22 protein-coding genes are annotated in these 25,845 nt (G+C 73.5%); 14 read left to right on the top strand and 8 right to left on the bottom strand.

From position 1 onward, the window contains the following. Window positions 1–93 precede the first annotated feature (93 nt). The 10 genes from ABT118_RS14125 (at window position 94) to ABT118_RS14080 (ending at window position 10,282) form a co-directional block, all read left to right on the top strand. The gene (locus ABT118_RS14125) at window positions 94–954 is read left to right on the top strand and encodes a helix-turn-helix transcriptional regulator (RefSeq protein ID WP_350668285.1); all 861 of its coding nucleotides are present in this window, start codon (window positions 94–96) and stop codon (window positions 952–954) included. A 37-nt stretch (window positions 955–991) separates the two neighbouring features. After that, window positions 992–2,155 (top strand): tRNA dihydrouridine synthase DusB, encoded by a 1,164-nt coding sequence (gene dusB / locus ABT118_RS14120; RefSeq protein WP_350668281.1) that lies wholly within the window; start codon window positions 992–994, stop codon window positions 2,153–2,155. Window positions 2,156–2,644: 489 nt separating this feature from the next. Beyond that, window positions 2,645–5,428, top strand: a complete 2,784-nt coding sequence (ppdK, locus tag ABT118_RS14115) for a pyruvate, phosphate dikinase (RefSeq protein WP_350668273.1) — start codon at window positions 2,645–2,647, stop codon at window positions 5,426–5,428. Window positions 5,429–5,623: 195 nt separating this feature from the next. Beyond that, on the top strand, window positions 5,624–6,034 hold the full coding sequence (locus ABT118_RS14110; RefSeq protein ID WP_350668267.1) for a guanyl-specific ribonuclease: 411 nt from the start codon (window positions 5,624–5,626) through the stop codon (window positions 6,032–6,034). A 68-nt stretch (window positions 6,035–6,102) separates the two neighbouring features. Then, window positions 6,103–6,567 carry a hypothetical protein gene (locus ABT118_RS14105; protein ID WP_350668261.1) on the top strand — a complete coding sequence of 155 codons (465 nt, stop codon included), beginning with the start codon at window positions 6,103–6,105 and terminating at the stop codon, window positions 6,565–6,567. Next, a complete protein-coding gene (locus tag ABT118_RS14100; RefSeq protein ID WP_350668258.1) occupies window positions 6,564–6,872 on the top strand; it encodes a transcriptional regulator in 309 nt (102 codons plus the stop codon). The genes ABT118_RS14105 and ABT118_RS14100 overlap by 4 nt, the downstream gene beginning before the upstream one ends. A gap of 52 nt (window positions 6,873–6,924) precedes the next feature. Beyond that, window positions 6,925–7,758 carry an alpha/beta fold hydrolase gene (locus ABT118_RS14095; RefSeq protein WP_350668255.1) on the top strand — a complete coding sequence of 278 codons (834 nt, stop codon included), beginning with the start codon at window positions 6,925–6,927 and terminating at the stop codon, window positions 7,756–7,758. Window positions 7,759–7,810: 52 nt separating this feature from the next. After that, window positions 7,811–8,644 (top strand): alpha/beta fold hydrolase, encoded by an 834-nt coding sequence (locus ABT118_RS14090; RefSeq protein WP_350668251.1) that lies wholly within the window; start codon window positions 7,811–7,813, stop codon window positions 8,642–8,644. Window positions 8,645–8,671: 27 nt separating this feature from the next. Further along, entirely contained in the window at window positions 8,672–9,577 is a 906-nt protein-coding gene (locus ABT118_RS14085; protein ID WP_350668246.1) for an ADP-ribosylglycohydrolase family protein, read from the top strand. A gap of 42 nt (window positions 9,578–9,619) precedes the next feature. After that, window positions 9,620–10,282 (top strand): MOSC domain-containing protein, encoded by a 663-nt coding sequence (locus tag ABT118_RS14080; RefSeq protein WP_350668239.1) that lies wholly within the window; start codon window positions 9,620–9,622, stop codon window positions 10,280–10,282. On the opposite strand, the gene ABT118_RS14075 is transcribed toward ABT118_RS14080, so the two are convergent. Next, window positions 10,272–10,991, bottom strand: a complete 720-nt coding sequence (locus ABT118_RS14075; RefSeq protein WP_350668234.1) for a GNAT family N-acetyltransferase — start codon at window positions 10,989–10,991, stop codon at window positions 10,272–10,274. The genes ABT118_RS14080 and ABT118_RS14075 overlap by 11 nt on opposite strands. Window positions 10,992–11,635: 644 nt before the next feature. Between ABT118_RS14075 and ABT118_RS14070 the strand changes: the two genes are divergently transcribed. Further along, complete coding sequence (locus ABT118_RS14070; RefSeq protein ID WP_350668231.1) at window positions 11,636–12,580, top strand: PAC2 family protein; 945 nt, start codon at window positions 11,636–11,638, stop codon at window positions 12,578–12,580. Between the two features lie 29 nt (window positions 12,581–12,609). Next, a complete protein-coding gene (locus ABT118_RS14065; protein ID WP_350668228.1) occupies window positions 12,610–13,494 on the top strand; it encodes an SGNH/GDSL hydrolase family protein in 885 nt (294 codons plus the stop codon). 54 nt (window positions 13,495–13,548) lie between these two features. Here ABT118_RS14065 and nirD read toward each other — a convergent pair whose 3' ends face one another. Genes nirD through ABT118_RS14050 form a run of 3 tightly spaced genes read right to left on the bottom strand, consistent with a single transcriptional unit; the run spans window position 13,549 to window position 17,764 of the window. Continuing rightward, the gene (gene nirD / locus ABT118_RS14060) at window positions 13,549–13,896 is read right to left on the bottom strand and encodes a nitrite reductase small subunit NirD (protein WP_350668223.1); all 348 of its coding nucleotides are present in this window, start codon (window positions 13,894–13,896) and stop codon (window positions 13,549–13,551) included. Next, window positions 13,893–16,490 (bottom strand): nitrite reductase large subunit NirB, encoded by a 2,598-nt coding sequence (nirB, locus tag ABT118_RS14055; RefSeq protein ID WP_350668218.1) that lies wholly within the window; start codon window positions 16,488–16,490, stop codon window positions 13,893–13,895. Before nirB ends, nirD begins: the two co-directional genes overlap by 4 nt. Beyond that, on the bottom strand, window positions 16,487–17,764 hold the full coding sequence (locus ABT118_RS14050; RefSeq protein WP_350668213.1) for an NAD(P)/FAD-dependent oxidoreductase: 1,278 nt from the start codon (window positions 17,762–17,764) through the stop codon (window positions 16,487–16,489). The genes nirB and ABT118_RS14050 overlap by 4 nt, the downstream gene beginning before the upstream one ends. Before the next feature lie 317 nt (window positions 17,765–18,081). On the opposite strand from ABT118_RS14050, the gene ABT118_RS14045 reads away from it, so the two are divergent. Then, a complete protein-coding gene (locus tag ABT118_RS14045; protein WP_350668208.1) occupies window positions 18,082–19,359 on the top strand; it encodes an ALF repeat-containing protein in 1,278 nt (425 codons plus the stop codon). A gap of 76 nt (window positions 19,360–19,435) precedes the next feature. On the opposite strand, the gene ABT118_RS14040 is transcribed toward ABT118_RS14045, so the two are convergent. The 3 genes from ABT118_RS14040 to ABT118_RS14030 form a co-directional block, all read right to left on the bottom strand. Then, a complete protein-coding gene (locus ABT118_RS14040; protein ID WP_350668203.1) occupies window positions 19,436–20,458 on the bottom strand; it encodes a ParB/RepB/Spo0J family partition protein in 1,023 nt (340 codons plus the stop codon). After that, window positions 20,455–21,606 (bottom strand): ParA family protein, encoded by a 1,152-nt coding sequence (locus tag ABT118_RS14035; protein WP_350668197.1) that lies wholly within the window; start codon window positions 21,604–21,606, stop codon window positions 20,455–20,457. Before ABT118_RS14035 ends, ABT118_RS14040 begins: the two co-directional genes overlap by 4 nt. A gap of 125 nt (window positions 21,607–21,731) precedes the next feature. Then, the gene (locus ABT118_RS14030) at window positions 21,732–22,697 is read right to left on the bottom strand and encodes a GlxA family transcriptional regulator (protein ID WP_350668187.1); all 966 of its coding nucleotides are present in this window, start codon (window positions 22,695–22,697) and stop codon (window positions 21,732–21,734) included. 119 nt (window positions 22,698–22,816) lie between these two features. On the opposite strand from ABT118_RS14030, the gene ABT118_RS14025 reads away from it, so the two are divergent. Then, window positions 22,817–23,746, top strand: a complete 930-nt coding sequence (locus ABT118_RS14025; RefSeq protein ID WP_350668181.1) for an NADP-dependent oxidoreductase — start codon at window positions 22,817–22,819, stop codon at window positions 23,744–23,746. A 7-nt stretch (window positions 23,747–23,753) separates the two neighbouring features. Here ABT118_RS14025 and ABT118_RS14020 read toward each other — a convergent pair whose 3' ends face one another. Next, window positions 23,754–25,823, bottom strand: coding sequence for a molybdopterin oxidoreductase family protein (locus ABT118_RS14020; RefSeq protein WP_350668176.1), 2,070 nt, complete (start codon window positions 25,821–25,823; stop codon window positions 23,754–23,756). Window positions 25,824–25,845: the final 22 nt, after the last annotated feature.

The raw sequence follows: 25,845 nt of genomic DNA, 5'->3' as shown, positions 1-25,845 counted from the left end.
CCTGCCGTCGGCCGCAGCCTGGTACCAGACAGTGTTTATCCGGGTATCAGCACCACCTGGCAACAGGACAAGGGGAACGGCATCCTGGTACCCATGCTGACCACTGCCACCCGCCGCACCCAGCTGGCCGCCTTCCTGCGCAGCCGCCGCGAACGGATCTCTCCCGAACAGGTCGGCCTGCCCGCCGTCGGCCGGCGCCGGACCCCGGGGCTGCGCCGGGAGGAGGTGGCCCAGCTCTCGGCGGTCGGGGTGACCTGGTACACGTGGTTGGAGCAGGGGCGCGACATCCAGGTCTCGGCCCAGGTGCTGGACGCGGTCGCCCGCGCGCTGCAGCTGGACCCGACCGAGCGGTCCCACCTGTTCGTGCTGGCGGGCGCCGAGGACCCGGTGGCCCGGGCGGACTGCCCCACCGTCACCCCGGCGGTCCGGCTGCTGCTGGACCGGATGACGCCGTACCCGGCCGCGGTGCTCAACAGCAGGTACGACGTGCTGGCCTTCAACCACGCCTACACCTGGCTGGCCGGCGACCTGGAGGAGCTGCCGTACGAGGACCGGAACCTGATGTGGCTGGCCTTCACCGGCGGCACCTTCGGCCGGCGGCTGGTGGACCGGGAGACGGACCGGCAGGGGATGGTCGCCCGGTTCCGGGCCGTGATGGCGGACCACGGGGCCGAGCCGGCCTGGAAGACCCTGCTGCACCGGCTGCGCACCGCCTCGCCGGAGTTCGAGGAGATCTGGCAGCGGCACGAGGTGGCCGAGCCGGGCAACGGGGTCAAGCGGTTCCTGGTCCCCGGCGCCGGGCTGATCGGCTTCGAGTACACCAGCCTCTGGCTCGGCCCCCGCCCCAGCACCCGGCTGGTCACCTACACGCCGAGGGACGAGGAGAGCCGGGAGCTGCTGCTCCGGCTGGAGGCCGCGCACGATCCCGGCGTTCCGCCGGGTGGGGGACAATGAAGAGTCCGTCCGCCGACCACCGAGGACCTGCCGCGCCATGACGACCGCCTCCGTTGCCCAGACGTCCGAGTTCTCGCCGTTGAACATCGGTCCGCTCCAGGTCTGGCCGCCCGTGGTGCTGGCACCGATGGCCGGGATCACCAACGCGCCGTTCCGCACCCTGTGCCGCGAGCAGAGCGGCGGCAAGGGCCTGTACGTGAGCGAGATGATCACCACCAGGGCACTGGTGGAGCGGAACGCCAAGACCATGCAGCTGATCCACTTCGACCCGAGCGAGAAGCCGCGCTCGATCCAGCTGTACGGGATCGACCCGGTCACGGTCGGCAAGGCCGCCCGGATGATCGCGGACGAGGGCCTGGCCGACCACATCGACCTCAACTTCGGCTGCCCGGTGCCCAAGGTGACCCGCAAGGGCGGCGGCTCGGCGCTGCCGTACAAGCGGAACCTGCTGCGCGAGATCCTGCGCGAGGCGGTGGCCAACGCGGGTGACCTGCCGGTCACCATGAAGATGCGCAAGGGCATCAACGACGAGCACCTGACCTACCTGGACGCCGGGCGGATCGGCGCCGAGGAGGGCGTCTCGGCGATCGCGCTGCACGGCCGCACGGCCGCCCAGCACTACGGCGGCACCGCCGACTGGTCGGCGATCGCGCGCCTGCGCGAGTCCGTTCCGGCGCACGTGCCGGTGCTCGGCAACGGCGACATCTGGGCCGCCGAGGACGCGATCCGGATGATGCGCGAGACCGGCTGCGACGGGGTGGTGGTCGGCCGGGGTTGCCTGGGGCGGCCGTGGCTGTTCAAGGACCTGGTGCAGATCTTCGAGGGCGAGGTCGACTACGCCCGGCCGGCCTTCGCGGATGTGGCCCGGGCGATGGTGCGCCACGCCGAGCTGCTGGGCGAGTGGATGGGGGACGAGGCGCGCGGCGTGGTGGACTTCCGCAAGCACGTCGCCTGGTACACCAAGGGCTTCTCGGTCGGCTCCGAGCTCCGGGTGAAGCTGGCGATGTCGAGTTCACTGGCCGAACTCAGCGGGACCCTGGCCCAGGTCGAGCAGACCCAGCTCTGGCCGGAGAGCGCGGACGGTCCGCGCGGCCGGACCAGTGGCAACAACCGGGTGGTACTGCCCGAGGGCTGGTTGGACGATCCGTACGACTGTGCCCGCCCCACCGATGACGCCGAATCGGACACCTCCGGCGGCTGAGCACTACGAAGTGGCCAAGTAGGCCGCAAAGGCGCACAGGCCGCCCCGGCCGACCCCTCTTGGACAACCTGGCCAAGGGGGCTCCTTTGTGGCAGATTCCGGTGACGGAAGGCGTCCGCGAGTCGACACAAGGTGACGAAGTCTCCGAACGGAGTACGCCCGTCGGCTGAGATGCGCCCGTGACGCTGGCCACATACCGTGGCTACTGACGGCCAGTCAGGTGGGTCGGGCCGGGCCCGGAGGGGTGGAACGCTTCCCGAAGGGCCCCGGGGCCGAACCGCCCGACTGGCTGCAGGAAATCAAACCGGGGCAACATGGCAGGCGATCTGCCGCTACTCTCCGTCCGGTTCATGTGATCTTCGGGTTTCGTTGTCTTCAATACTTGAAGCATTGCTAGCGTCAGCCGGACGATTTCAGCAACAGAGGTGAACGCCTGTGCGGGCATTCGATCTGTTGGGTCCGCCGCCGCTCCCAGGCTTGTACGGCCTGATGGGGGCGCGACAGCGCCTTCGAAATGGGTATGTTCTCCGGCGTCAGGGCAACCCCGTGCGAGGAGACAGACCCGTGCCGTCCCAGCAGAAGTTTGTTTACTCCTTCACTGAAGGAAACAAGGACCTCAAGGACCTTCTCGGCGGGAAGGGTGCGAACCTCGCCGAGATGACCAACCTGGGTCTCCCCGTCCCTCCGGGATTCACCATCACCACCGAGGCCTGCAAGGTCTTCCTGGAGACCGGCAGCGAGCCCTCCTCGCTGCACCAGGAGATCAGCAGCCACCTGGAGTCGCTCGAGGCCGAGATGGGCAAGCAGCTCGGCCAGGCCGACGACCCGCTGCTCGTCTCGGTCCGCTCCGGGGCCAAGTTCTCCATGCCCGGCATGATGGACACGGTGCTGAACATCGGCCTCTCCGACACCTCGGTGCTCGGCCTGGCCGCGCAGTCCGGCAACGAGCGCTTCGCCTGGGACTCCTACCGCCGCCTGGTCCAGATGTTCGGCAAGACCGTGCTGGGCGTGGACGGCGAGCTGTTCGAGGAGGCGCTCGACGAGGCCAAGCGGGCCAAGGGCACCGAGGACGACCTCGACCTCACCGCGGACGACCTCAAGGCGCTGGTCGAGACCTTCAAGGGGATCGTGCTCCGGGAGACCGGGCGCGACTTCCCGCAGGAGCCGCGCGAGCAGATGGATCTCGCGGTCCACGCCGTCTTCCACTCCTGGAACGGCGACCGGGCCCGGCTCTACCGCCGGCAGGAGCGGATCCCGAACGACCTGGGCACGGCGGTCAACATCTGCTCGATGGTCTTCGGCAACCTCGGCGAGGACTCCGGCACCGGTGTCGCGTTCACCCGCGACCCCTCCACCGGTGCGGTCGGCGTCTACGGCGACTACCTCTCCAACGCCCAGGGCGAGGACGTGGTGGCGGGCATCCGCAACACCCTCCAGCTGGCCGACCTGGAGCAGCTCGACAAGAAGTCGTACGACGAGCTGATGGCGATCATGCAGAAGCTCGAACTGCACTACCGCGACCTGTGCGACATCGAGTTCACCATCGAGCGCGGCAAGCTCTGGATGCTGCAGACCCGGATCGGCAAGCGCACCGCCGCCGCCGCGTTCCGGATCGCGGTCCAGCTGGTCGACCAGGGCCTGATCGACCTGGACGAGGCGCTGCACCGGGTGACGGGTGGTCAGCTCTCCCAGCTGATGTTCCCGCGGTTCGCCCCGAACGCCGAGTCCAAGCAGATCTCCTGGGGCATCGCGGCCTCGCCCGGCGCGGCGGTCGGCAAGGTGGTCTTCGACTCCTACACCGCCGTCAAGTGGTCCCGCTCCGGCGAGAAGGTGATCCTGGTCCGCCGGGAGACCAACCCGGACGACCTCGAGGGCATGATCGCGGCCGAGGGCATCCTCACCTCGCGCGGCGGCAAGACCTCGCACGCGGCCGTGGTGGCCCGCGGCATGGGCAAGACCTGTGTCTGCGGTGCCGAGGAGCTCGAGGTCGACACCAAGCGCCGCCGGATGACCACCTCCGACGGCCTGGTGATCGAGGAGGGCGACCTGGTCTCGATCGACGGCGCCAACGGCAAGGTCTACCTCGGCGAGGTACCGGTGCTGCCGTCCCCGGTGGTCGAGTACTTCGAGGGCACCCTGCACGCCGGCGCCGACGTCCAGGGCGGTCTGGTCCAGGCCGTGCACCGCCTGATGGCGCACGCCGACGTCCGCCGCCGGCTCGCGGTGCGCGCCAACGCCGACAACGCCGACGACGCCAACCGCGCCCGCCGCTACGGCGCCCAGGGCATCGGCCTGTGCCGCACCGAGCACATGTTCCTCGGTGAGGAGCGCCGCAAGGAGGTCGAGCACCTGATCCTGGCGGACAACGACAAGGACCGGGAGCTGGCGCTCTCCACCCTGATGCCGCTGCAGAAGGGCGACTTCCTGGAGCTGTTCCAGTCGATGGACGGGCTCCCGGTGACGGTGCGCCTGCTCGACCCGCCGCTGCACGAGTTCCTCCCGGACATCACCGAGCTGTCGGTCCGAGTCGCCCTCGCCGAGGCCCGCAAGGACCCGAACGAGAACGACCTGCGGCTGCTCCAGGCGGTGCACAAGCTGCACGAGCAGAACCCGATGCTGGGTCTGCGCGGCGTCCGGCTCGGCCTGGTCATCCCCGGCCTGTTCGGGATGCAGGTGCGGGCGATCGCGGAGGCCGCGGCCGAGCGCAAGCTGGCCGGCGGCGACCCGCGCCCCGAGGTGATGATCCCGCTGGTCGGCACCGTGCAGGAGCTGGAGCTGGTCCGGGACGAGTGCGAGCGGGTGCTGGCCGAGGTCGCCTCCTCCACCGGGGTGTCGCTGGACATCAAGCTGGGCACGATGATCGAGCTGCCCCGGGCCGCCCTGACCGCCGGTCAGATCGCCGAGGCCGCCGAGTTCTTCTCGTTCGGCACCAACGACCTGACCCAGACCGTCTGGGGCTTCTCCCGGGACGACGTGGAGGCCTCGTTCTTCACGGCCTACCTGGAGAAGGGCATCTTCGGCGTCAGCCCGTTCGAGACCATCGACCGGGACGGTGTCGGCGCGCTGGTCAAGTCCGCCGTCGAGGCCGGCCGGGCCACCCGTCCGGACCTCAAGCTCGGCGTCTGCGGCGAGCACGGCGGTGACCCGGACTCGGTGCACTTCTTCCACGAGGTGGGCCTGGACTACGTGTCCTGCTCCCCCTTCCGGATCCCGGTGGCGCGCCTGGAGGCAGGCCGCGCCGCCCTCGAGACCGCGGGAAGCGACTCGCGCTGACACGAATCAGCGCGGTCAGGTCGCTGACCGCATTCCCCCTCGGACCCGACCAACGTCGAGGGGGCGTACGGCGGAGCTCGGCGCAGGAGAGCCGCCGTGCGTGAGCAGCCGGGGCCGGTACGGACAATGGCGTCCGTACCGGCCCCGGCGGCGTTTTGCGGGCCCGGCGCCCGGTCCGCCCGGCAAGCTGGGCGGATGAAGCACCGCTGCCTGCCCGTCGTCCTGCTGCTGCTCGCGCTGGCCGGCTGTTCCTCGGGAGGGCGGGCCGCGGCCGGTCCGACCACCGCCGCGCCGAGCGGCTGGGTGCCGACCAGCACCGCGTACGCCGACGTCTGCCGGACCGGGCTCCCGGTCCAGGCCAGGGACACCCTCGCGCTGATCGCCAAGGGCGGCCCGTACCCCTACCGCTCGGACGGGATCGTGTTCGAGAACCGGGAGGGGCGGCTGCCCCGGATGAAGAGCGGCGGCTACTACCACGAGTACACCGTGGTCACCCCGGGCTCGCCGACCCGGGGCGCCCGACGGGTCGTCACCGGGGCGGCGGGGGAGCAGTACTGGACCCCGGACCACTACGACACCTTCGCGGAGATCGACGACCGGTGCTGAGAAACTACTTTCCAAACAGGAAAGTAGATGCCACCATGGAAGCACTTGCCGATCCCAGGGGGGACTCCATGGACGAATCACTCACACCCGCCGAAGCGCTCGCACTGGCGGGCCGCGCGCAGGCCGCCGCCGAGCGGCCGGTGCCGATGCCGGACTGGTACGGGCCCGGGATCGGGGCCGTGTTCCTGGCGCAGGGGCTGGTGATCGGGGCGGCGCTCCAGTTCGACCTGGAGTGGCTGCTGATCATCGGCTACGCGATGGCAGGACCGCTCATCGGCGCCCTGGCCGGGGCGGCGAGCCGGGCCGGCGGGGTGGCCAAGCGCCCGATGCCGGGCGTCTGGCGGCTGGCCCTGGCCACCGTGCTGGTGGTGGCCTCGATCGAGTTCGGCCTCGGCGCGCTCGGCTGGTGGGCCGGGCTGCCGCTGCTGCTGGTCGGCCTGGTCGCGGGCGGTGCGGCGGGCGGGGTGTTCTGGCTGGCCGCGCGGCGGATCAACCGGCAGATCCTGCGCGCCTACCCGGAGGGCGGCCGGTGACCGGCCTGGACCCGAACCTGCACCACCCCACCCGGCTGACGGTGCTGGCCTTCCTGTCGGGCTGTCAGGAGGCGGAGTTCTCCGCCGTCCGGGACTACTGCCAGGTCTCCGACTCGGTGCTCAGCAAGACCGCCGCCGTGCTGGACGAGCTCGGGTACGTCAAGGTCAAGAAGGGGTACGTGGGCAAGCGCCCGCGCACCTGGCTGGCCGCCAGTCGGGCCGGTCGGGCCGCACTCTCCGGCCACCTGGCCGCGCTCCAGCAGCTGGCCAGCGCGGCGGAGGCCGCAGCGGCCGAGGGCGTCTGACCACCGCTCAAACCGCTTTGCCCGAACGGGCGGGGACGGAGAGGATCGGGGCATGCCCACTCTCTCCGCCCCTGACGGAACCTCACTCGCCTACCACCCGAGCGGCAGCGGTGCGCCGCTGGTCTGCCTGCCCGGGGGGCCGATGCGGGCCTCCGCGTACTTCGGCGACCTCGGCGGGCTCGACGCCCACCGCACCCTGGTCCGGCTCGATCTCCGCGGCACCGGGTCCTCCGGGGTCCCGTCCGACCGGTCGAGCTACCGGTGCGACCGGCAGGTGGAGGACGTCGAGGCACTCCGGGCCCACCTCGGCATGGAGACCTTCGACCTGCTCGCCCACTCCGCCGCCGCCGACCTCGCGGTGCTGTACGCGGCCCGGTACCCGGACCGGGTGGCCCGGCTGGTGCTGGTCACGCCCGCGGCGGGTTCGCTGGGGCTGGCGGAGGGGCCGGCCGACCGGGCCGGGGCCGCCGCGCTGACGGCCGGTCAGCCGTGGCACCCGGCCGCGCTCGCCGCGCTGGAGGCCACCCGGCAGGGCGTCTTCGACTTCGAGGCCTTCGCCCCGCTGATCTACGGCCGCTGGGGCGCGGCCGAACGGCAGCACGTGGCCGACCGCGCCACCCAGGCCCACCCCGAACTCCTCGCCCCCTACTACGCGGACGGCGCCTTCGACCCCGCCGCCACCCGGGCCGCGCTGGCCGCGCTGACCGCGCCGGTCCTGGTGCTGGCGGGCGAGTACGACGGCAGCCCGAACCCGGCCCTCGCGGCGCGGATCGCCGAGGCCTTCCCGAAGGGCGGTGCCGCGGTGCTGCCCGCGATCGGGCACTTCCCCTGGGTCGGCGAACCGGCCGCCTTCGTCGCGGCCGTCCGGGAGTTCCTGGACCGCTGAACCGGCGCGACGCCCGGTTGTCCCGGGCGGCCGGGGCGGAGATGATCTGCACATGCCTACCTTCTCCGCTCCCGACGGCACCGAGTTGAGCTACCGGCGATTCGGGCGCGGTGCGCCGCTGGTCTGCCTGCCCGGCGGGCCGATGCGGGCCTCCGAGTACCTCGGTGACCTCGGCGGGCTCGACGCCCACCGCACCCTGGTCCGGCTCGACCTGCGCGGCACCGGCTCCTCCGGCGTCCCGTCCGACCAGTTGAGCTACCGGTGCGACCGGCAGGTGGAGGACGTCGAAGGTCTCCGGGCCCACCTCGGCCTTGAGACCTTCGACCTGCTCGCCCACTCCGCCGGGGCCAACCTGGCCCTCCAGTACGCCGCCCGCCACCCCGGCCGGGTCTCCAGGCTGGTCCTGGCCACCCCGAGCACCCGGGCGCTGGGCATCTCGTTCACCCCCGAGGACCGGGCCGAGGCCGCCGCACTGCTGGCCGACCGGCCCTGGCAGCCGGCCGCCCTGGCCGCGCTGGAGGCCACCCTTCAGGGCGTCTTCGACTTCGAGGCCATCGCCCCGGTGATCTACGGCCGCTGGGGTGCGGCCGAACAGGCGCACGCCGCCCTGGAGGAGGGCCAGCGCAACGACGGGGCCGCCCAGATCTTCGGTACCGACGGCGCCTTCGACCCGGCCGCCACCCGTGCGGCACTGGCCGCCTTCACCGCCCCCGTCCTGGTCCTGGCCGCCCAGTACGACGGCGGCCCCACCCCGGCCCGGGCCGCCGAGACCGCCGCCGCCCTGGCCAACTCCGAGACCGCGGTCGTCCCCGGCACCGGCCACTTCCCCTGGGTCGGCGACTCGACCGGCTTCGTCACGGCCGTCCGGGAATTCCTCGACCGCTGACCTGCGGGCCTGGCAGGATCGGGGGCAATGACTCCCTCCTACCAGGCCCTGCTGGGCCTCTCTGTCGGGGACGCCTTCGGCGCCCAGTTCTTCGTCCCGGCCAACCGGCCGGCCCTGATCCACCGTCAACTCCCGCCCGCACCATGGCCGTGGACCGACGACACCGAGATGGCCTGCTCCGTGTACGCCTGCTGGACCGGGCGCGGGGCGCTCGACCAGGCTGAGCTGACCCGGTCCTTCGCCGAGCGGCACGACTTCGACCGGGGCTACGGCCCGGCGGCCAACCGGCTGCTCCGGCTGATCCGCGAGGGCGGGGACGCCCGGGCGCTGGCGGCCGGACTCTTCGACGGGCAGGGCTCGTTCGGCAACGGCGCCGCGATGCGGGTGGCCCCGCTCGGGGCGGCCTTCGCCGCCGACCCGGCCGCCGTGGTCGGGCCCGCCACGGTCAGTGCCGTGATCACGCACACCCACCCGCAGGGCGTGGCCGGGGCGGTCGCCGTCGCGGTGGCGGCCGCGTACGCGGTCCGGGCCAGGACCGAACGCACCGACCCCGCCGCGTTCCTGACGGCCGTTCGGCGGCTGACCCCGCCCGGGGCGGTGCACGCGGGGATCGGCGAGGCGATCGAGCTGCTCGGCGAGCCGGACCACCGCACCGCGGCGCAGGTGCTCGGCAACGGCAGCCGGACCAGCGCCGCCGACACCGTCCCGTTCGCGCTCTGGGCGGCGGCCCGGAACCCGGCCGACTTCGAGGCCGCGCTCTGGGAGACCGTCTCGGCCGGCGGGGACGTGGACACCACGGCCGCGATCGTCGGCGGCATCGTCGCCGCCCGGACCGGCAGCGCCGGCATCCCGGCCGCCTGGCTGGCCGCCACCGAACCGCTGCCCGGCTGGGCCCGGACCGGGTCGGCCGGGAGCGGTGGACCGGAGCGGTAATCGGGCTGCGGGTGGGCGAGCGGCGGTCGTACGCTGCGCACCATGGGACATCTACGCTCCGTCAACCTCGCCCACCCGCGCCCCAACCCGGCCAAGCCGGAGGCCGGGCAGACCGGAATCGACAAGCGGCCGACCGATCGCCCGGTGGAGGTCCGGGCGCCCGGCGGGACGGTCGGCTCCGGCCTGGCCGGGGACGCGGTGTTCGACGGCGTCAACCACGGCGGCGACGAGCAGGCGGTGTACGCGTACGCCCGGGAGGCACTGGACGGGTGGGAGCAGGAGCTCGGCCGGGAGCTGGCCGACGGCTGCTTCGGCGAGAACCTGACCACCCGCGGCGTCCAGGTCGACGACGCGCTGATCGGGGAGCGCTGGCGGGTCGGGGACCAGGTGCTGCTGGAGGTGTCGGTGCCCCGGGTGCCCTGCTCCACCTTCGCCGACTGGCTGGAGGAGCAGCGCTGGGTGAAGCGCTTCACCCAGCGGGCGCTGCCCGGCGCCTACCTGCGGGTGCTGGAGCCCGGCGTGATCAGGGCCGGGGACCGGGTCACGGTCGAGTACCGCCCGGCCCACGACCTGACGGTCGCGGAGACCTTCCGGGCCCTGACCACCGAGCCGGAGCTGCTGCCGAAGCTGGTCGACGTGGCCGAACTCCCGGTGGAGACCCGGGAGCTGGCCCGCCGCCGGACCAGGTCCGGCCCTACGCGGTGATCAGGGGCGCGCCGTGTCTGAGGCACTCCTGGGAGAGGGCCCGGTCCGGTGCGCTCGGCGAGGTGGCGGCGGCGATCCGCAGCTCCACGATGTCGCGGACGGCGGGCCACTCCTCGTCCAGGATCGAGTAGAAGGCGGTCGAGCGGACCACCCCGTCCAGGCCGCGCGAGTGGGCCCGGCGGACGCCCTCGGAGGTGGCGCCGAGCCGCTCGATCGCCGACCGCGAGCGCAGGTTGCGGGCGTCGGCCCGGAGCGAGATCCGCCGCACGCCCCAGTGGTCGAAGGCGTACCGGAGCATCAGCAGCTTGGCCTCGGTGTTGATCCCGGTGCCCTGGGCCCGGGCGGACAGCCAGGTGGCGCCGATCTCGGCCGCGTCCGGCACGGCCGCCGCCGGGTCGCCGTACGGCACGCCGGGGACCGGCGGCCAGACCACCGGGCCCTGCCAGTAGTCGAGTTCGAGGAACCGGGTGGAGCCCACCACCCGGTTGTCCGCCACCGCCACCGTGGCGAACGGCAGCGACCGGCCGGCGGCCTGGTCGGCGAGCGCCCGCCCGATGTAGTCCCGGGCGGCTTCGAGGCCGTGCGGGACGGGGGTGAAGGCGTAGGTCGTACGGTCCTCGGCGCCTGCTTCGGCGAGTGCCTCGGCGTGGTGCTCGGCGAGAGGCTCCAGCCGCACGGAGCGGCCGATGAGGGTGACGGGTACGGGCACGGAACCTTCGGTCCTTCGGAAGTCGTAGGAGCCCTGGCACCGTGGGGCGGCGCTCGGGCAGGGGACTTTTTCGCCCCGGCCCCGACGACTGCTCCGACCTGCGCGTACGCCGGAGACGCCCGGCGGTACGGAGGGTCGGCGACAGCCCGGGAACGGGCAGCGCGTTGCCGGAACGGACACGGAACCACGGGGCCGGTCCGGCGAGGGATGAGCGAGGGGACAGTATGCGTCCGCGAGATGGCCGAAGAAGGTAAGAGAGCGCGAAGAGAAACAGGCGGCCAAGTGAAGGCAAGGTGCGATGTGGGGGGCTGACCGCACCGGGCCGGGTCGGGACGACGGCGTGACGAACGACGTGACGACGACGCGGCGATGCGAGGCAGCGAGAGGACGATACCCGCCCGGAGGCTATGCGTCACTTCACGGCGCGTCATCCGTGGAAGCCGGTCTCCGGCCGCGCGCCCCCGCCCGGGTCGCACGCCCGCCGACAGGGCCCTCACCTGCGGTTTCGTACCGGGGTGCGATGATTCTCGGACGTTCGCCACGCGCGGACACCAGCGGCCCGGCAGAGTGGGAATTCCGACGGTGCCGGGCGTGCTGGACTGAGCGACGACACGAACGACTAGACGGACGGGGTTGGGTGCGCGGTGCGTGATGCCAAGGAGCTGTACCGGCTGGAGCAGCAGGGCGTGGACGCGCTGCTCGCAGCGCGGGCCGAGGCCGGGGCGGACGCCGCCGGGCTGGTGCTGCTGTACCACTTCGAGGGCTTCATGGACGCGGGCGAGGCGGGCGGCCAGGTGGTCTCCCACCTGCTGGAGCACGGCTCGCCGCAGGTGGTCGCCCGGTTCGACCACGACCGCCTGGTGGACTACCGGGCCCGGCGCCCCGCGATGACCTTCGACCGCGAGCGCTGGACGTCGTACGACCCGCCGGAGATCCTGCTGCAGCTGGTCCGGGACTCGGTCGGTACGCCGTTCCTGCTGATCACGGGCCCGGAGCCGGACACCGAGTGGGAGCTGTTCGCGACCGCCGTACGGGAGCTGGTGGACCGCTTCGAGGTGCGGCTGGCGATCGACTTCCACGGCATCCCGATGGGCGTCCCGCACACCCGTCCGGTCGGGCTCACCCCGCACGGCACCCGGCTCGACCTGGCGGCCGACTACCCGAAGTGGTTCGACCAGGCCCAGGTGCCGGGCAGCGCCCAGGCCCTGCTGGAGTACCGGCTCGCCGAGTCCGGCCACGACGTGCTGGGCTTCGCGGTGCACGTGCCGCACTACGTGGCCCGCTCGCCCTACCCCGCCGCCGCCGTGCTGATCCTGGAGGCGGTGCAGTCCGCCAGCGGCCTGGTGCTCCCGGGCACCGAGCTGCGGGACCGGATCGGCGAGGTGTACGCCGACATCGAGGAGCAGCTGGCCCAGGGCGACGGCGAGCTCGGCTCGGCCATCCGGGGCATGGAGAGCCAGTACGACGCGGTGGCCGGGGCCGAGGGCCGGGAGAGCCTGCTCGCGGAGAGCAGCGACCTGCCGTCGGCGGACGAGCTGGGCCGCCGGTTCGAGGAGTTCCTGGCCGAGCACGAGCGCGGCGCCGAGTAGTGCCGGGCCCCGCACCGACCCGGTGGGCCGTGACCGGCCTGCTGGGTCTCGCGCTGCTCGCGGGCTGCACCGGGACGCCTTCGCCGGCCCCGGCCGGCCCGGCCGCCGCCCCGGCGGTGGTGACGCCCCCGGCGGCCGGTCCGTACGTGGCCCTGGGGGACTCGTACACCTCGGGGCTGGGGATCGCGCCGGAGGCCGGCACCCCCGCCGGGTGCCACCGGTCGACGGTCAACTACCCGGCGCTGGTGGCCGAGGAGCTGAAGGTCACCGGGTTCACCGACGCCAGCTGCAGCTCGGCCACCACGGCCGACCTGACGGCGGCCCAGCGGGTGACCGGCGGCTCGAACCCGCCGCAGCTGGACGCCCTCTCCACCGGCACCAGGCTGGTGACGGTCGGCATCGGGGGCAACGACGTCGGCTTCCTGGAGGTGCTGTCGCGCTGCGCGATGGCCGGGCTGACCCGGACGGACTGCCGGTCGGTCTTCGCGGCGAAGGACGGCACGGACGAGGTGACCGGGCGGATCGCCACCGCGGGGGAGCGGGTCGGCGCGGTGCTGGCCGAGACGAAGCGGCGGGCCCCGGCGGCCCGGGTCCTCGTGGTCGGCTACCCGGCGCTGCTCCCGGTCGATCCGGCGGGCTGCACCAAGGCCTTCGGCTTCAGCGTCGCGGCGGGTGACCTGCGGTACCTGGTGGGGAAGTTCGAGGAGTTGAACGCGGAGCTGAAGCGCCGGGCGCAGGCGGCCGGCGCCCGGTTCGTGGACACCGTCGCGGCGGGCCGCGACATGTGCGCCCCCGTGGACACCCGGTGGATCGAACCACCGCAGCCCGCCCCGGGCCTGTCCCCGGTGCACCCCAACGCCGCCGGTCAGCGCGGGGTGGCGGCAGCGGTGCTGGCGGAGCTCGCCCGGCCGTGACGGCCGGGCCGGTGGCCGCGGATCAGGGCGTTGTCCGCGGCCACCGGGGTCTGGTCAGGCCACCCGGGCGGCGTGCACGGCGATGGTGACCGCCGGGTCGTCCAGGCACTGGCCGGTGTCGAGGTCGAACCGCTGCTTGAGCAGCGGGGAGGCGACGTAGACCCGGCCCTCGGGGGTGGAGCCGAGCAGGCCCCGGGAGAGCACGTACGCGCCGGTGAACGGGTCCCGGTTGGCGACCGAGTAGATCCGGCCCTGCCGGTCGGTGAAGACGGCGGCCTGGCTGCCGTCCGGGAGCAGGACGGCGACTCCCCGGCCCGGGGTGAGGCGGGTGCGGTCGCAGACCGGGACCCAGCCCTCGGTGGTCTGCAGTTCGACCCGGGCGGTGGCGGTGACGGTGGTCATCGGATCTCCAGGAGGTCGGCGGAGAGGGTGGCGAGCAGGTCCTCGGCGGTGGTGAGCACGCCGAGGTCGGGCTTGACCTGGTCGCGCTCGGGGGTGAAGCGGATGCTCGGGTCCGGCACGCCGGGGGCGTTGACGAAGGAGACGAAGCGCTGCAGCCGGTCCTGGTCGGCCAGGGTGGCGGCCCACTCGTCCTGGTAGTCGGTGACGTGACGGGCCATCAGCGCCTCCAGGTCGGCGGCCAGGCCGAGCGAGTCCTCGACCACCACCTGCCGGACGTGCTCCAGGCCGCCGTCGATCCGCTCCAGCCAGGCGGAGGTGCGCTCCAGCCGGTCGGCGGTGCGGATGTAGAACATCAGGAAGCGGTCGATCAGCCGGATCAGTTCCTCGTCGGTGAGGTCCTGGGCCAGCAGGTCGGCGTGCCGGGGGGTGGCACCGCCGTTGCCGCCGACGTACAGGTTCCAGCCGTTCGAGGTGGCGATCACGCCGAAGTCCTTGCCCCGGGCCTCGGCGCACTCGCGGGCGCAGCCGGAGACCGCCGACTTGAGCTTGTGCGGCGAGCGCAGGCCCCGGTAGCGCAGCTCCAGGTGGATCGCCATCGCCACCGAGTCCTGCACGCCGTAGCGGCACCAGGTGGACCCGACACAGGACTTGACGGTGCGCAGGGACTTTCCGTACGCGTGTCCCGACTCGAAGCCGGCCGCCACCAGCCGGGCCCAGATCAGCGGCAGCTGGTCCACGGCGGCGCCGAACAGGTCGATCCGCTGGCCGCCGGTGATCTTGGTGTAGAGCCCGAAGTCGCGGGCCACCTCGCCGATCACGATCAGCTTCTCGGGGGTGATCTCGCCGCCGGGGATGCGCGGGACGACCGAATAGGAGCCGTTGCGCTGGAGGTTGGCCAGGAAGTGGTCGTTGGTGTCCTGGAGCGCGGCCTGCTCGCCGTCCAGGATGTGCCCGGAGGCGGCCAGCTCGGGGGCCAGCGAGGCGATGATCGAGCCGACGGTGGGCTTGCAGACCTCGCAGCCCTCGCCCGCCAGCCGGCCGTGCTCGGCGAGCAGTCGGCGGTGGGTCGCGATCCGCTTCACCCGGACGATCTCGTACAGCTCGGCCCGGGTGTGCGCGAAGCAGGGGCAGAGGCCCTTGTCGACCTCGACGCCGCTCGCCTCCAGCTCGTCGGTGACCAGGGTGGAGAGCAGCTTCAGGCAGGAGCCGCAGCCGGTGCCCGCCTTGGTGCACTTCTTCACCTCGGGCACCGTGGTGCACTGGTGGTCCGTCACCGCGGCCCGGACGGCGCCCTTGGTGACGTTGTGGCAGTTGCAGACCACCGCGTCGTCGGGCAGGGCCGAGCTGCCGAGCGAGACCGGTGCGCCCAGCCCGGCGGGCAGCACCAGGGACTCGGCCGGGACGGGCAGCGGGGTGCCGGTGCCGGCCAGCGGGCGGAGCGAGGAGTACGCCTCGGCGTCGCCGATCAGGATGCCGCCGAGCAGGGCGCCCTCGGGGGTGACCACCAGCTTCTTGTAGATGCCGGAGCGGGAGTCGGAGTAGACCACGTCGAGCGCGCCCGGGGTGGTGGCGAAGGCGTCGCCGAAGCTGGCCACGTCCACGCCGAGCAGCTTGAGCTTGGTGGAGAGGTCGGCCCCGGTGAACTCCTTGGCGGTCTGCCCGGCGAGCTGCTGCGCCACCGTGGTGGCCATCTCGTAGCCGGGGGCGACCAGGCCGTAGACCCGGCCGTCGACCGCCAGGGCGCACTCGCCGATCGCGTAGACGGCCTCGTCGGAGGTCCGGCAGAGTGCGTTGACCGCGATGCCGCCGCGCTCACCGACCGTCAGGCCGCAGTCCCGGGCCAGCTGGTCGCGCGGGCGGACCCCGGCGGAGAAGACCACCAGGTCGGTCTCGATCTGCTCGCCGTTGGTGAAGGTCATCCCGCTGGCGGCGCCGTCGGTGACCACGATGGTCTTGGTGCCGACCCCCGTGTGCACCACCACGCCCATGTCCTCGATGGTGCGCCGCAGCGCCTCGCCGCCGCCGTCGTCCACCTGGACCGGCATCAGGCGCGGGGCGAACTCGACCACGTGGGTCTCCAGGCCGAGGCCCTTGAGCGCACCGGCCGCCTCCAGCCCGAGCAGCCCGCCGCCGACCACCGCGCCGACCTTGGCGTTGGCCGCGTACGCCTCGATGGCGTGCAGGTCCTCGATGGTGCGGTAGACGAAGCAGCCGTCCGCCTCCCGGCCCTCGACCGGCGGGACGAAGGGGTACGAGCCGGTGGCCAGCACCAGGGTGTCGTACGCCACGGTGTGCCCGGCGGCGGTGGTGACGGTCCGTCCGGCCCGGTCGATCTCGGTGACCGGGGAGTCCAGGTGCAGCTCGAAGCCGTGCGCGTCCAGGAAGCCGGGCTCGCCGAGCAGCAGGTCCTCCGGGGTCCTCCCGGCGAAGTACGAGGTCAGCCCGACCCGGTCGTAGGCCGGGCGGGGCTCCTCGGCGAGCACGACGACGCGGAAGCGGTCGGCGGCGCCGGTGTCGGCCAGGGCTTCCAGGAAGCGGTGGCCGACCATGCCGTAGCCGACCAGGACGACGGTGGGCTTGGTGGTGGTGGTCATCGGGACGGCCCTCCGGGGGTTGTGCTCCGGGTGGTGAGCAGGTGGAGCGGATGGGTCAGAAGGGCCTCGTCGCCCTCCCAGGTGTGCGCGAGACCGCCGACGGTGTCGAGGTCGCCGAGCAGGACGCCGCCGACCAGGCGGTCGCCGCCGGCCGGGTCGGTGCGGACGATCACCTTGCGGTAGCTGCCCCGGGCGGCGTCCGCGAGGCGCACCACCCGGTCCTCGGGGCTCGGTTCGGTGACGCCGAAGGCGGCGATGTCCAGCGGGCCCCGGCCGGGCGCGGCGGCCAGGGTGAGGCGGGTGAGCAGCCGGCTGCCGCGGTAGGCCGCAGGACGGCCGGTGAGCACCTGGGCCAGTGCGTCGGCCTGCTCGAAGGCGGGGCCCGCCAGGCCGTAGACGGTGCCGTCGTGCTCGGCGCAGTCGCCCAGCGCGAAGACGTGCGGGTCCTCGGTGCGGAGCCGGTCGTCGACCAGCACGCCCCGGCGGACGGCCAGTCCGGCGGCCTGGGCCAGCCCGGTCCTGGGGCGGACGCCGACCGCGATGACCAGCAGCTCGGCGTCCAGCCGGAAGCCGTCGGCGAGTTCGACCCCGGTGACGGCGCGGTCGGCGGTGAGCACCGAGCGGACCCGGCACTCGGTGTGCACCTCGACGCCCAGCTCGGTCAGGTGGGCCCGGAGCAGCTCGGCCGCCTCCGGGTCGAGGTGGCGCTCCATCAGGTGCTCGCCCTGGTGGGCCAGCACCACCGGGAGGCCGCGGGCGGCCAGCGCCCGGGCGGCGCTCACCCCGAGCAGTCCGCCGCCGACCACGACCGCCTGCCGGACCACCGGCAGCCGGGCGTCGATGTCGGCGCAGTCCGCCATGGTGCGGAAGGCGAAGACGCCGGCCGGCAGCTCGTGCCGCTCGCGGCCGGCCAGCGAGTCGTCGAACAGGCCGCGCAGCGGGGGCAGCAGCGGGTTGCTCCCGGTGGCCAGTACCAGGTCGCCGTAGCCGAGTTCCGAGCCGTCGTCGCACAGCACCCGCCGCTGCTCGCGGTCGATCCGCACCACCCGGGCCCGGCGCCGTTCGACCGCGGCCGGCAGCTCGGCCAGCTCGGCGACCTCCGGCGCGTACCGTCCGGCCAGCACCTCGGCGAGCAGCACCCGGTTGTACGGGCGGTGCTCCTCCTCGGCGAGCAGCAGCACCTCGCGGCCGCCGGGCCGGGCGAGCTGCTGGGCCAGCCGGTGACCGGCCATCCCGCCGCCGACCACGACCACTCGGTCATCGCTTGCTGTCATGCCGACGAGCTTGATCCGAGGGTGTTACCCGGTGGCGGCCGCGCTGTTTCACCGGCGGAACTTCGACCTCAAACGGTGAGGGCGGGGGCTGTGAGCCCCGCCGGAGGAGCCTCGGGAGCGGACAGCATGCGGTCCGTCGGGATTCGTCGAGGAGGAGCACACCCTGGAGCAGCGCGGCCCTCGACCGGCACTGACGGGCGGGTGCCCGGATGTGGCGAATGTGTGTTCGGCAGCGAGGTTTCGTCACTGTACGATCATTCGGCCCACCGCCGTTCCGGCGTGGTGGGGCGCATCCGTGTTCAGACCCCGGGGGACCGTTGAAGATCCGTCGTTCGATTGCCGCAGCCGTTCTCCTTGCCACCGCCGCCGCACCCGTCGCGATGGGCGCCACTCCGGCGTTCGCCGACAGCACGCCGGTCGGGCAGGAGCAGACCGATCCGGCCGAGGCCAAGGCGGACCAGGAGAACCGGGAGAGGATCGAGCGGGTGCTCGTCTACCCCAACGACTACCTGCTCACGGAGCCGAGCAACTTCCTCCGCGGGCGGGTGGCCGAGGTGCTCGCCGGTACCCCGGCGGACCGGGCGCGGTTCCTCGCGTCGGAGCTGGACAAGATCCGCCAGGACGACGCGCAGGTCGCGATCGTGCGCATCATGTCCTCCGGCGGTCCGGCCGTGCACAAGGCCGGCGTCACCGCCTTCGAGTCGAACGATCTCGAGCTGTTCCGCGCCTTCCTGAAGGTCGGTCAGTTCGTCGCGCGGGCGGAGGACGAGAACCGGGCCGAGCTGCAGCGGATCATCGACGACCCGAGCACCGGTCCGGGCGTGCGGGAGGGGGCGCAGAAGGCGCTCGCGGGTACGGCTGCGGACGTCGAGCGGTTCCTCAAGGTGGGTATCAAGAACGCCGCCGAGAGCGACGACCGGGTCCTGCTCAGCCAGATCATGTCGCGCGGCGGCCCGGCGGTGCGGAAGGCGGCCAACGCCGCGATGTCCGGCACGATCGAGGACGTGCGGGAGTTCCTGAAGGTCGGTCAGTTCGTCGCGCGGGCGGAGGACGAGAACCGGGCCGAGCTGCAGCGGATCATCGACGACCCGAACACCGGATCGACCGTCCGCGAGGGGGCGCAGAAGGCGCTCGCGGGTACGGCTGCGGACGTCGAGCAGTTCCTCAAGGTGGGCATCAAGAACGCCGCCGAGCACGACGCCCGGATCCTGCTCAGCCAGATCATGTCGCGCGGCGGCCCCGAGGTGCGGAAGGCCGCCAACGCGGCGATGGCCGGCAGCATCGAGGACGTCCGCAAGTTCCTGGAGGAGGGGCAGTACGTGGCCCGCGCCAAGGACGAGGCCGCCGCGAAGGCCGCGGCCGAGGCTGCCCAGGGCAAGTCCACGGGTACCACCGTGGCCCCCGTCTCGGTCACCACCGGTACGACGGCCACCCCGGCCCCGGCCGCCACGACGGACGGCCAGGTCACGGCCGGCGCGCTGGCCGCCACCGGCCCGACCGCCCCGCTGGGGCAGCTCGCCGTCGCCGGTGGTGCGGCCGTGCTGCTGGGTGCAGGCGCTGTCGTCGCCTCGCGTCGCCGCCGCTCGCAGGCCTGACCACCCCCGGGCCCGGCCTCCGCCGCCCGGCCGATCCAACAGCCGTGCAGCGGGGCCGAGTTCGGCCGGGACCGGCTCAGACCAGGGCGCAGAGGGCGTCGAGCAGGTCGCTGAACGCCCGGGGCGCCAGGCCCTGGCGCAGGGTCGCCGCCTGCTCGGCCGGGGTGGCGCCGAGCGCCGCCACCAGTTCGGCGGCCGTCGGCCCGCCGCCGGCCTGCCGGGGCAGGACGCCGCCCTCGGCGGCTCCGGTGCTGTCCGCGGACAACACCGGAGCCGCCGGGCGGGCTGTGTTGTCCGCGGACAACATCCGTTCCATGGCGACGCCCAGCAGGGCGCGCTCCTGCTCGCGCTTCGCCTTCTCGCCGCCCCGGATCCGGGCCTCCAGCTCCAGCAGGTCACGGGCGGTCAGGGAGGCGTCCTCCTTGACCGCCCGGGCCAGCCGGCGGGCGTACCGCTCGGCCATCCGCCCGTCGATCAGCATCAGCTGGATCTCCTCGGGGAGGGTGAGCAGGGCGATCTGGTTGCCGACCCAGGAGCGGTCCCGGCCCCGGCGGCGGGCCACCTCGGCGGCGTTGCCCTCGCACTCGTCCAGCAGGTGCTTGACGCCCCGGGCCCGCTCGATGACGTTGAAGCCCTCGCGGTCCTCGTTCTCCAGCAGCAGGTGGTCGATGAAGTCCGCGCGGGTGGCCGCCAGGTCGTCCCGGACCACGAAGTCGAGCTGCGCCAGCCCCACCAGCAGCGCGGCCCGGTAGCGCCGCTCGCCGTTGAGGATGACGAACCCGGCGGAGCCCAGCTGCGCGGCGGCCTGCGGCCACAGCCGCAGGTACGCCTCCCGGGTGACCGCCACGCAGGCGGTGAGCTGGCGCTTGGCCAGGCTGTGCCCGAGGGCGAGCTGGGTCTCGTGGCTGCCGAAGTCGAGCCGGGGGTTGGTGGCGGCCGGCACCACGGCGGCCAGGTCGAGCCGGCGCAGCTCGTACGCGGGGATCTGGCCCTCGGTGACGGCCTTCGCCCGGCCCCGCTCGCTGCGGGGGCCGCGCGGGGTGTGCGGCGCGAGGCCGCCGAAGGCGCCGGTGCCGAGGCGGTCGGCTGCTCTGGTCACGGGGCAATCCTCCTGGCGATGGTGCGCATCAGCTCGGCCTGCTCGCTGTCGGGCGCGTGGGTGAGCAGCGAGAGCTTCATCCGGACCGCCTCGCGCTGGTCCTTGAGGTCCGGGACGACGGCTAGCACCGGCGGCGTGCCGATCGACTCCCAGCCCTCCAGCGCGGACTTGACCACGAAGCCCTTGCGGGAGTCGAAGAGGTTGACGATGAAGCCGAGGTCGGCGATCTCCACGTCCAGGTCGTCGCAGAGTGAGTCGATCTGCTCGCGGAGCAGCTCGTACGCGTCGGCGGAGGAGTCCTCCGCCTGGACCGGGATGATGATGCCGGAGCCGTCCCCGCCCTCCCTGGTCCGGACGTAGTACAGCGCGGTGTCCATGGCGTAGCCGAGGCTGGGCGGGCAGTCGACCACGACGAAGTCGTAGTCGGCCTCCAGCTGGGCCAGGGCCCGCTCCAGCGCGGTCTCCTTGACCCGGACCTCGCGGGAGGTGACGAGCTTCGCGTCGAGCAGGAAGCCGTCGGTGCAGGCGGGCAGCAGGTGCAGCCGGTCGGCCAGCCCGGGGCCCTCGATCCGGATCAGGATCTCGCGCAGGTCGTGCCCGCCGCCCTCCCCGACCATGGCCTTGGTGAGGCTGGGGCCCTTGATCGGGACGTGCGCGTGGCCGAGCTGCCGGGTCAGGTGGCCCTGCGGGTCGAAGTCGACCAGGCAGACCCGGAAGCCGCTCTCGGCCAGGGCGGCGGCGATGCCGGCCGACAGCGCGGTCTTGCCCACCCCGCCCTTCTGGTTGCCCAGCGCGATCCGGCGCGGGCCCGCGCCGGCCCGGTGGCGCTGGGGGAGCGGGTTGCGGTCGAGCCAGAGCCGGATCGACTGGGCGAGGCCCTGGGTGTACTGGATGCCGCGCTCGGAGCACTCCGCGCGGAAGTTCCGGTACAGCTCGGAGGGGACGTAGGTGGAGAAGGAGGCACCGCGGGCGGTGTCGACGGTGGTCAGCGGACCGGCGGCCTGACGCCACGCCAGGATGCCCTCGGTGACGGCGTCCTGGACGGCGACGCCGACGGTCGCGGCCCGGATGGTCAGCTCACGCCGGAGCTGCGGGTGGAGCCTGGTGACGACCTTGTCCCGGTCGTCGGACGTACTGTGCACGCTCATGGGGGGAGTTAACCCCTGAGGCGCCGTCAGAATGGGCGACACGAGCGGAATATGGTAAATCCACCTGATTGTCCGTTCTGTTCGCCCGTTCCCCGGGCCGGTGTTGTCCGCGGACAACACCGGCGTCAGGCGGCCGTACGGGCCCGGAACGCGGTCCGGTAGGCGGTGGGGGAGACCCCGACGGTGCCGGTCAGGTGCTGGCGCAGCGAGACGGCGGTGCCGAAGCCCGACTCGGCGGCGACCTGGTCCACCGGCAGGTCGGTGGTCTCCAGCAGGCGGCGGGCCCGGTCCACCCGGTGCTGGGTGAGCCACTGGCCCGGCGGCAGGCCGACCTCCTCGCCGAACCGGCGGCAGAAGGTGCGCACGCTCATCCGGGCGTGCCCGGCCAGCTCGGCCAGCGGGAGCGGGCGGTGCAGCTGCTCCAGGGCCCAGGCCCGGGTGGCGGCGGTGCTCGCGGCGGCGGGCGCGGGCAGCGGGCGCTCGATGTACTGGGCCTGCCCGCCCTCGCGCCACGGCGGCACCACGCAGAGCCGGGCCACCCGGTTGGCGGTCTCGCTGCCGTGGTCGCGCCGGACCAGGTGCAGGCAGAGGTCGACCCCGGCGCCGACCCCGGCCGCCGTCAGCACCTGGCCGTCGTCGATGAACAGCACGTCGGCGTCCACCTCGACCTGCGGGAAGGTCCGCTGGAAGTGCGCGGCCTCGGTCCAGTGCGTGGTGGCCCGGCGCCCGTCCAGCAGGCCGGCGGCGGCGAGCACGTACGAGGCGGTGCAGATCGAGACGATCCGCGCCGTCGGCGGCAGCAGGGCGAGCGCCGCCGCCAGGTCGTCCGGCAGCCAGTCCCGGAGCTCGTCCGGGCCGCAGGCGAACGGCGGGATCACCACGGTGTCGGCGGTCCGCAGCGCCTCGGGGCCGTACGGCACGTGCACGCTGAAGTCGGCACCGGTGCCGACCGGGCCGCCGTCCAGACTGCAGGTGACCACCTCGTACAGCGGCTCGCCGTCCGGGCCCTCAGCGGTGCCGAAGATCCGGTTCGGGATGCTCAGTTCGAAGGGGTAGACGCCTTCGAGGGCCAGGACCACGACGCGATGCATGGCAAGATCCTTGCACATCTCGGCATTCTTGCCACTCGTCCGCTGCGGACCGATCCGGAAATCTTGTGGTCGAGCGGCCGCACGGGTCGCAGGACGTGTGGAACGGCAGGGAGATGACGATGCGTGCGATCGGCCAGGACGGTTTTGGCGGCCCCGAGGTCCTGCAGGTGGTCGAGGTGGAGCGCCCCGAGCCGGGCGTGGCCGAGGTGCTGGTCCGGGTGCACGCGGCCGGGGTCAACCCGACCGACGCGTGGCACCGGGCCAGCGGCGGGCTCACCGGCCGGGTGACCCGGCTCGGCTGGGACGTCTCCGGCGTGGTCGAGGCGATCGGCATCGGGGTGACCACGCTGGCCGTCGGCGACGAGGTGTTCGGCATGCCGCGCCACCCGCTGGCCGCCGGCACCTACGCCGAGTACGTCACCTCGCCCGCCCGGCACCTGGTCCGCAAGCCCGCCGGGCTCGACCACACCGAGGCCGCCGCGCTCGCGCTGACCGGGATGACGGCCTGGCAGGCCCTGGTCGACACCGCCGACGTGCGGCCCGGGCAGCGGGTGCTGGTGCACGCCGCCGCCGGCGGGGTCGGCCACCTCGCGGTGCAGATCGCCAAGGCGCGCGGCGCGTACGTGATCGGCACCGCCCGGGCGGCCAAGCACGACTTCCTGCGCGGCCTCGGTGCGGACGAGCTGATCGACTACACCGCGGTCGACTTCGAGACCGCGGTCGACCCGGTCGACGTGGTGGTCGACACCATCGGCGGCGAGTACGGCCCCCGCTCGCTGGCGGCCCTCCGCGCGGGCGGCATCCTGGTCTCGCTCGCCTCCCCGGCCGAGGCGTACCTGGCCGACCTGGCCCGCCCGCAGGGCAAGCGGGCCGCCTTCATGGCGGTCGAGGCCGACCAGGCCGGGCTGCGCGAGCTGGTGGCCCTGGTCGGCGCCGGGCAGCTGCGGCCGGTGCTGGACTCGGTCCTGCCGCTGGAGCTGGCCGCCAAGGCGCACGAGCTGCTGGACAGCGGGCGGACCCGGGGCAAGATCGTGCTGACCGTGGTCTGAGCCGTCGTCAGACCGCTTCCAGCCGGACCGCGCAGACCTTGAACTCCGGCATCCGGGAGACCGGGTCCAGGGCCGGGTTGGTGTGCAGGTTGGCATTGGCCTCGCCGGGCCAGTGGAACGGCATGAAGACGGTGTCGGGACGGATCGCGGTGGTCAGCCGGGCGGGGGTGACGGTCCGTCCGCGCCGGCTCACCACCGCGACCCGGTCCCCCTCCGCCACTCCGAGCCGCCCGGCGAGCTGCGGATGCAGCTCGACGAACGCGCCCGGGGCGGCGGCGTTCAGGGCCTCGACCCGACGGGTCTGGGCGCCGGACTGGTACTGGGCCAGCACCCGGCCCGTGGTCAGCCGGACCGGGTACTCGGCGTCCGGCTCCTCGGCCGCCGGGCGGTGCTGGACCGGGGTGAACCTGGCCCGGCCGTCCGGGGTGGCGAAGCGGTCCAGGAACAGCCGGGGTGTCCCCGGGTGGTCGCCGTCCGGGCAGGGCCAGAACACCCCGTCCTGCTCGGCGATCCGCCGGTAGCTGATGCCCGCGTAGTCGGCCGGGCCGCCGGCCGAGGCGCGGCGCAGCTCCTCGAACACCTTCTCGGCGTCGGTGTCGAAGCCCTCGCCGTGGCCCAGCCGCCCGGCCAGCCCGTGCAGCAGCTCCAGGTCGCTGCGCACCCCGGCCGGGGCGTCGACGGCCTTGCGGCGCAGGATGACCCGGCCCTCCAGGTTGGTCATGGTGCCGGTCTCCTCGGCCCACTGGGCGGCCGGCAGCACCACGTCCGCCAGGGCGGCCGTCTCGGAGAGCACCACGTCGCTGACGGCGAGGAAGTCCAGCGACCGCAGCCGCGCGGTGACATGGGACGAATCCGGCGCCGAGACCACCGGGTTGGAGCCCATCAGCAGCAGCGCCCTGACATCGGTGCCGAGTGAGTCCAGCAGCTCGTACGCGCTCCGCCCGGGGCCGGGCAGCGAGTCGGGGTCGACGCCCCAGACCGCCGCGACGTGCGCGCGGGCCGCCGGATCGTCCAACTTCCGGTAGCCGGGCAGCTGGTCGGCCTTCTGGCCGTGCTCGCGGCCGCCCTGGCCGTTGCCCTGCCCGGTCAGGCAGCCGTAACCCGCGTACGGGCGGCCCATGTTGCCGGTGGCCAGGCAGAGGTTGATCCAGGCGCTCACCGTGTCGGTGCCCTTGGCCTGCTGTTCGGGGCCGCGCGCGGTGAGCACCATCGCGGTCTCCGCGTCGCAGAACATCCCGGCGGCCTGCCGGAGTTGGGGCAGCGGAACGCCGGTGACCGACTCCACGTGCTCGGGCCAGTGCGCCATCGCGGCCGCCCGGGTCGCGGTCCAGCCGGTGGTGCGGGCGGCGATGAACGCCTCGTCGGTGCGACCGTCCGCGACCGCCAGGTGCAGCAGGCCGAGGGCGAGCGCCAGATCGGTGCCGGGGCGCGGCGCCAGGTGCAGGTCGGCCAGCTCGGCGGTCCTGGTCCGGCGCGGGTCCACCACGATCAACGTGCCGCCGTTGTCCTGGAGTTCGCGCAGGTAGCGGACGAACGGCGGCATCGTCTCGGCCGGGTTCCCGCCGACCAGGATGACGCAGCCGGCCTTCGGGATGTCCTCGACCGGGAACGGCAGGCCCCGGTCCAGCCCGAAGGCCCGGATGCCCGCGGCGGCCGCCGAGGACATGCAGAACCGGCCGTTGTAGTCGATGGCCGAGGTGCGGAGCACCACCCGGGCGAACTTGCCCAGCAGGTACGCCTTCTCGTTGGTCAGTCCACCACCGCCGAACACGCCCACGGCGTCCCGGCCGTGGGCGGCGGCGGTGGCGGACAGCTCGGCGGCGATCCGGTCCAGCGCCTCGTCCCAGCCCGCCGGGCGCAGCTCGCCGTCCACCCGCACCAGCGGCTCGGTCAGCCGGGCGCCCGGGGCGAGCACCGCGGCGGCGTTCGACCCCTTGCCGCACAGCGCGCCCAGATTGACCGGGAAGCCGGGCCGTTCCACCACCTCGACCGGCACCGGGCCCCCGGTGCGGCGCAGGCCCATCCCGCACTGCAGGGCGCAGTAGGGGCAGTGGGTGTCGGTGGCTGTCTCGCTCATGGGCGCCAGCCTGCAACGGCGC

Source organism: Kitasatospora sp. NPDC002040 (genome assembly GCF_040296785.1).
Classification (GTDB): domain Bacteria; phylum Actinomycetota; class Actinomycetes; order Streptomycetales; family Streptomycetaceae; genus Kitasatospora.
Note: the sequence above shows the minus strand (reverse complement) of the source record. Positions and strands in the feature narration are given on the sequence as shown.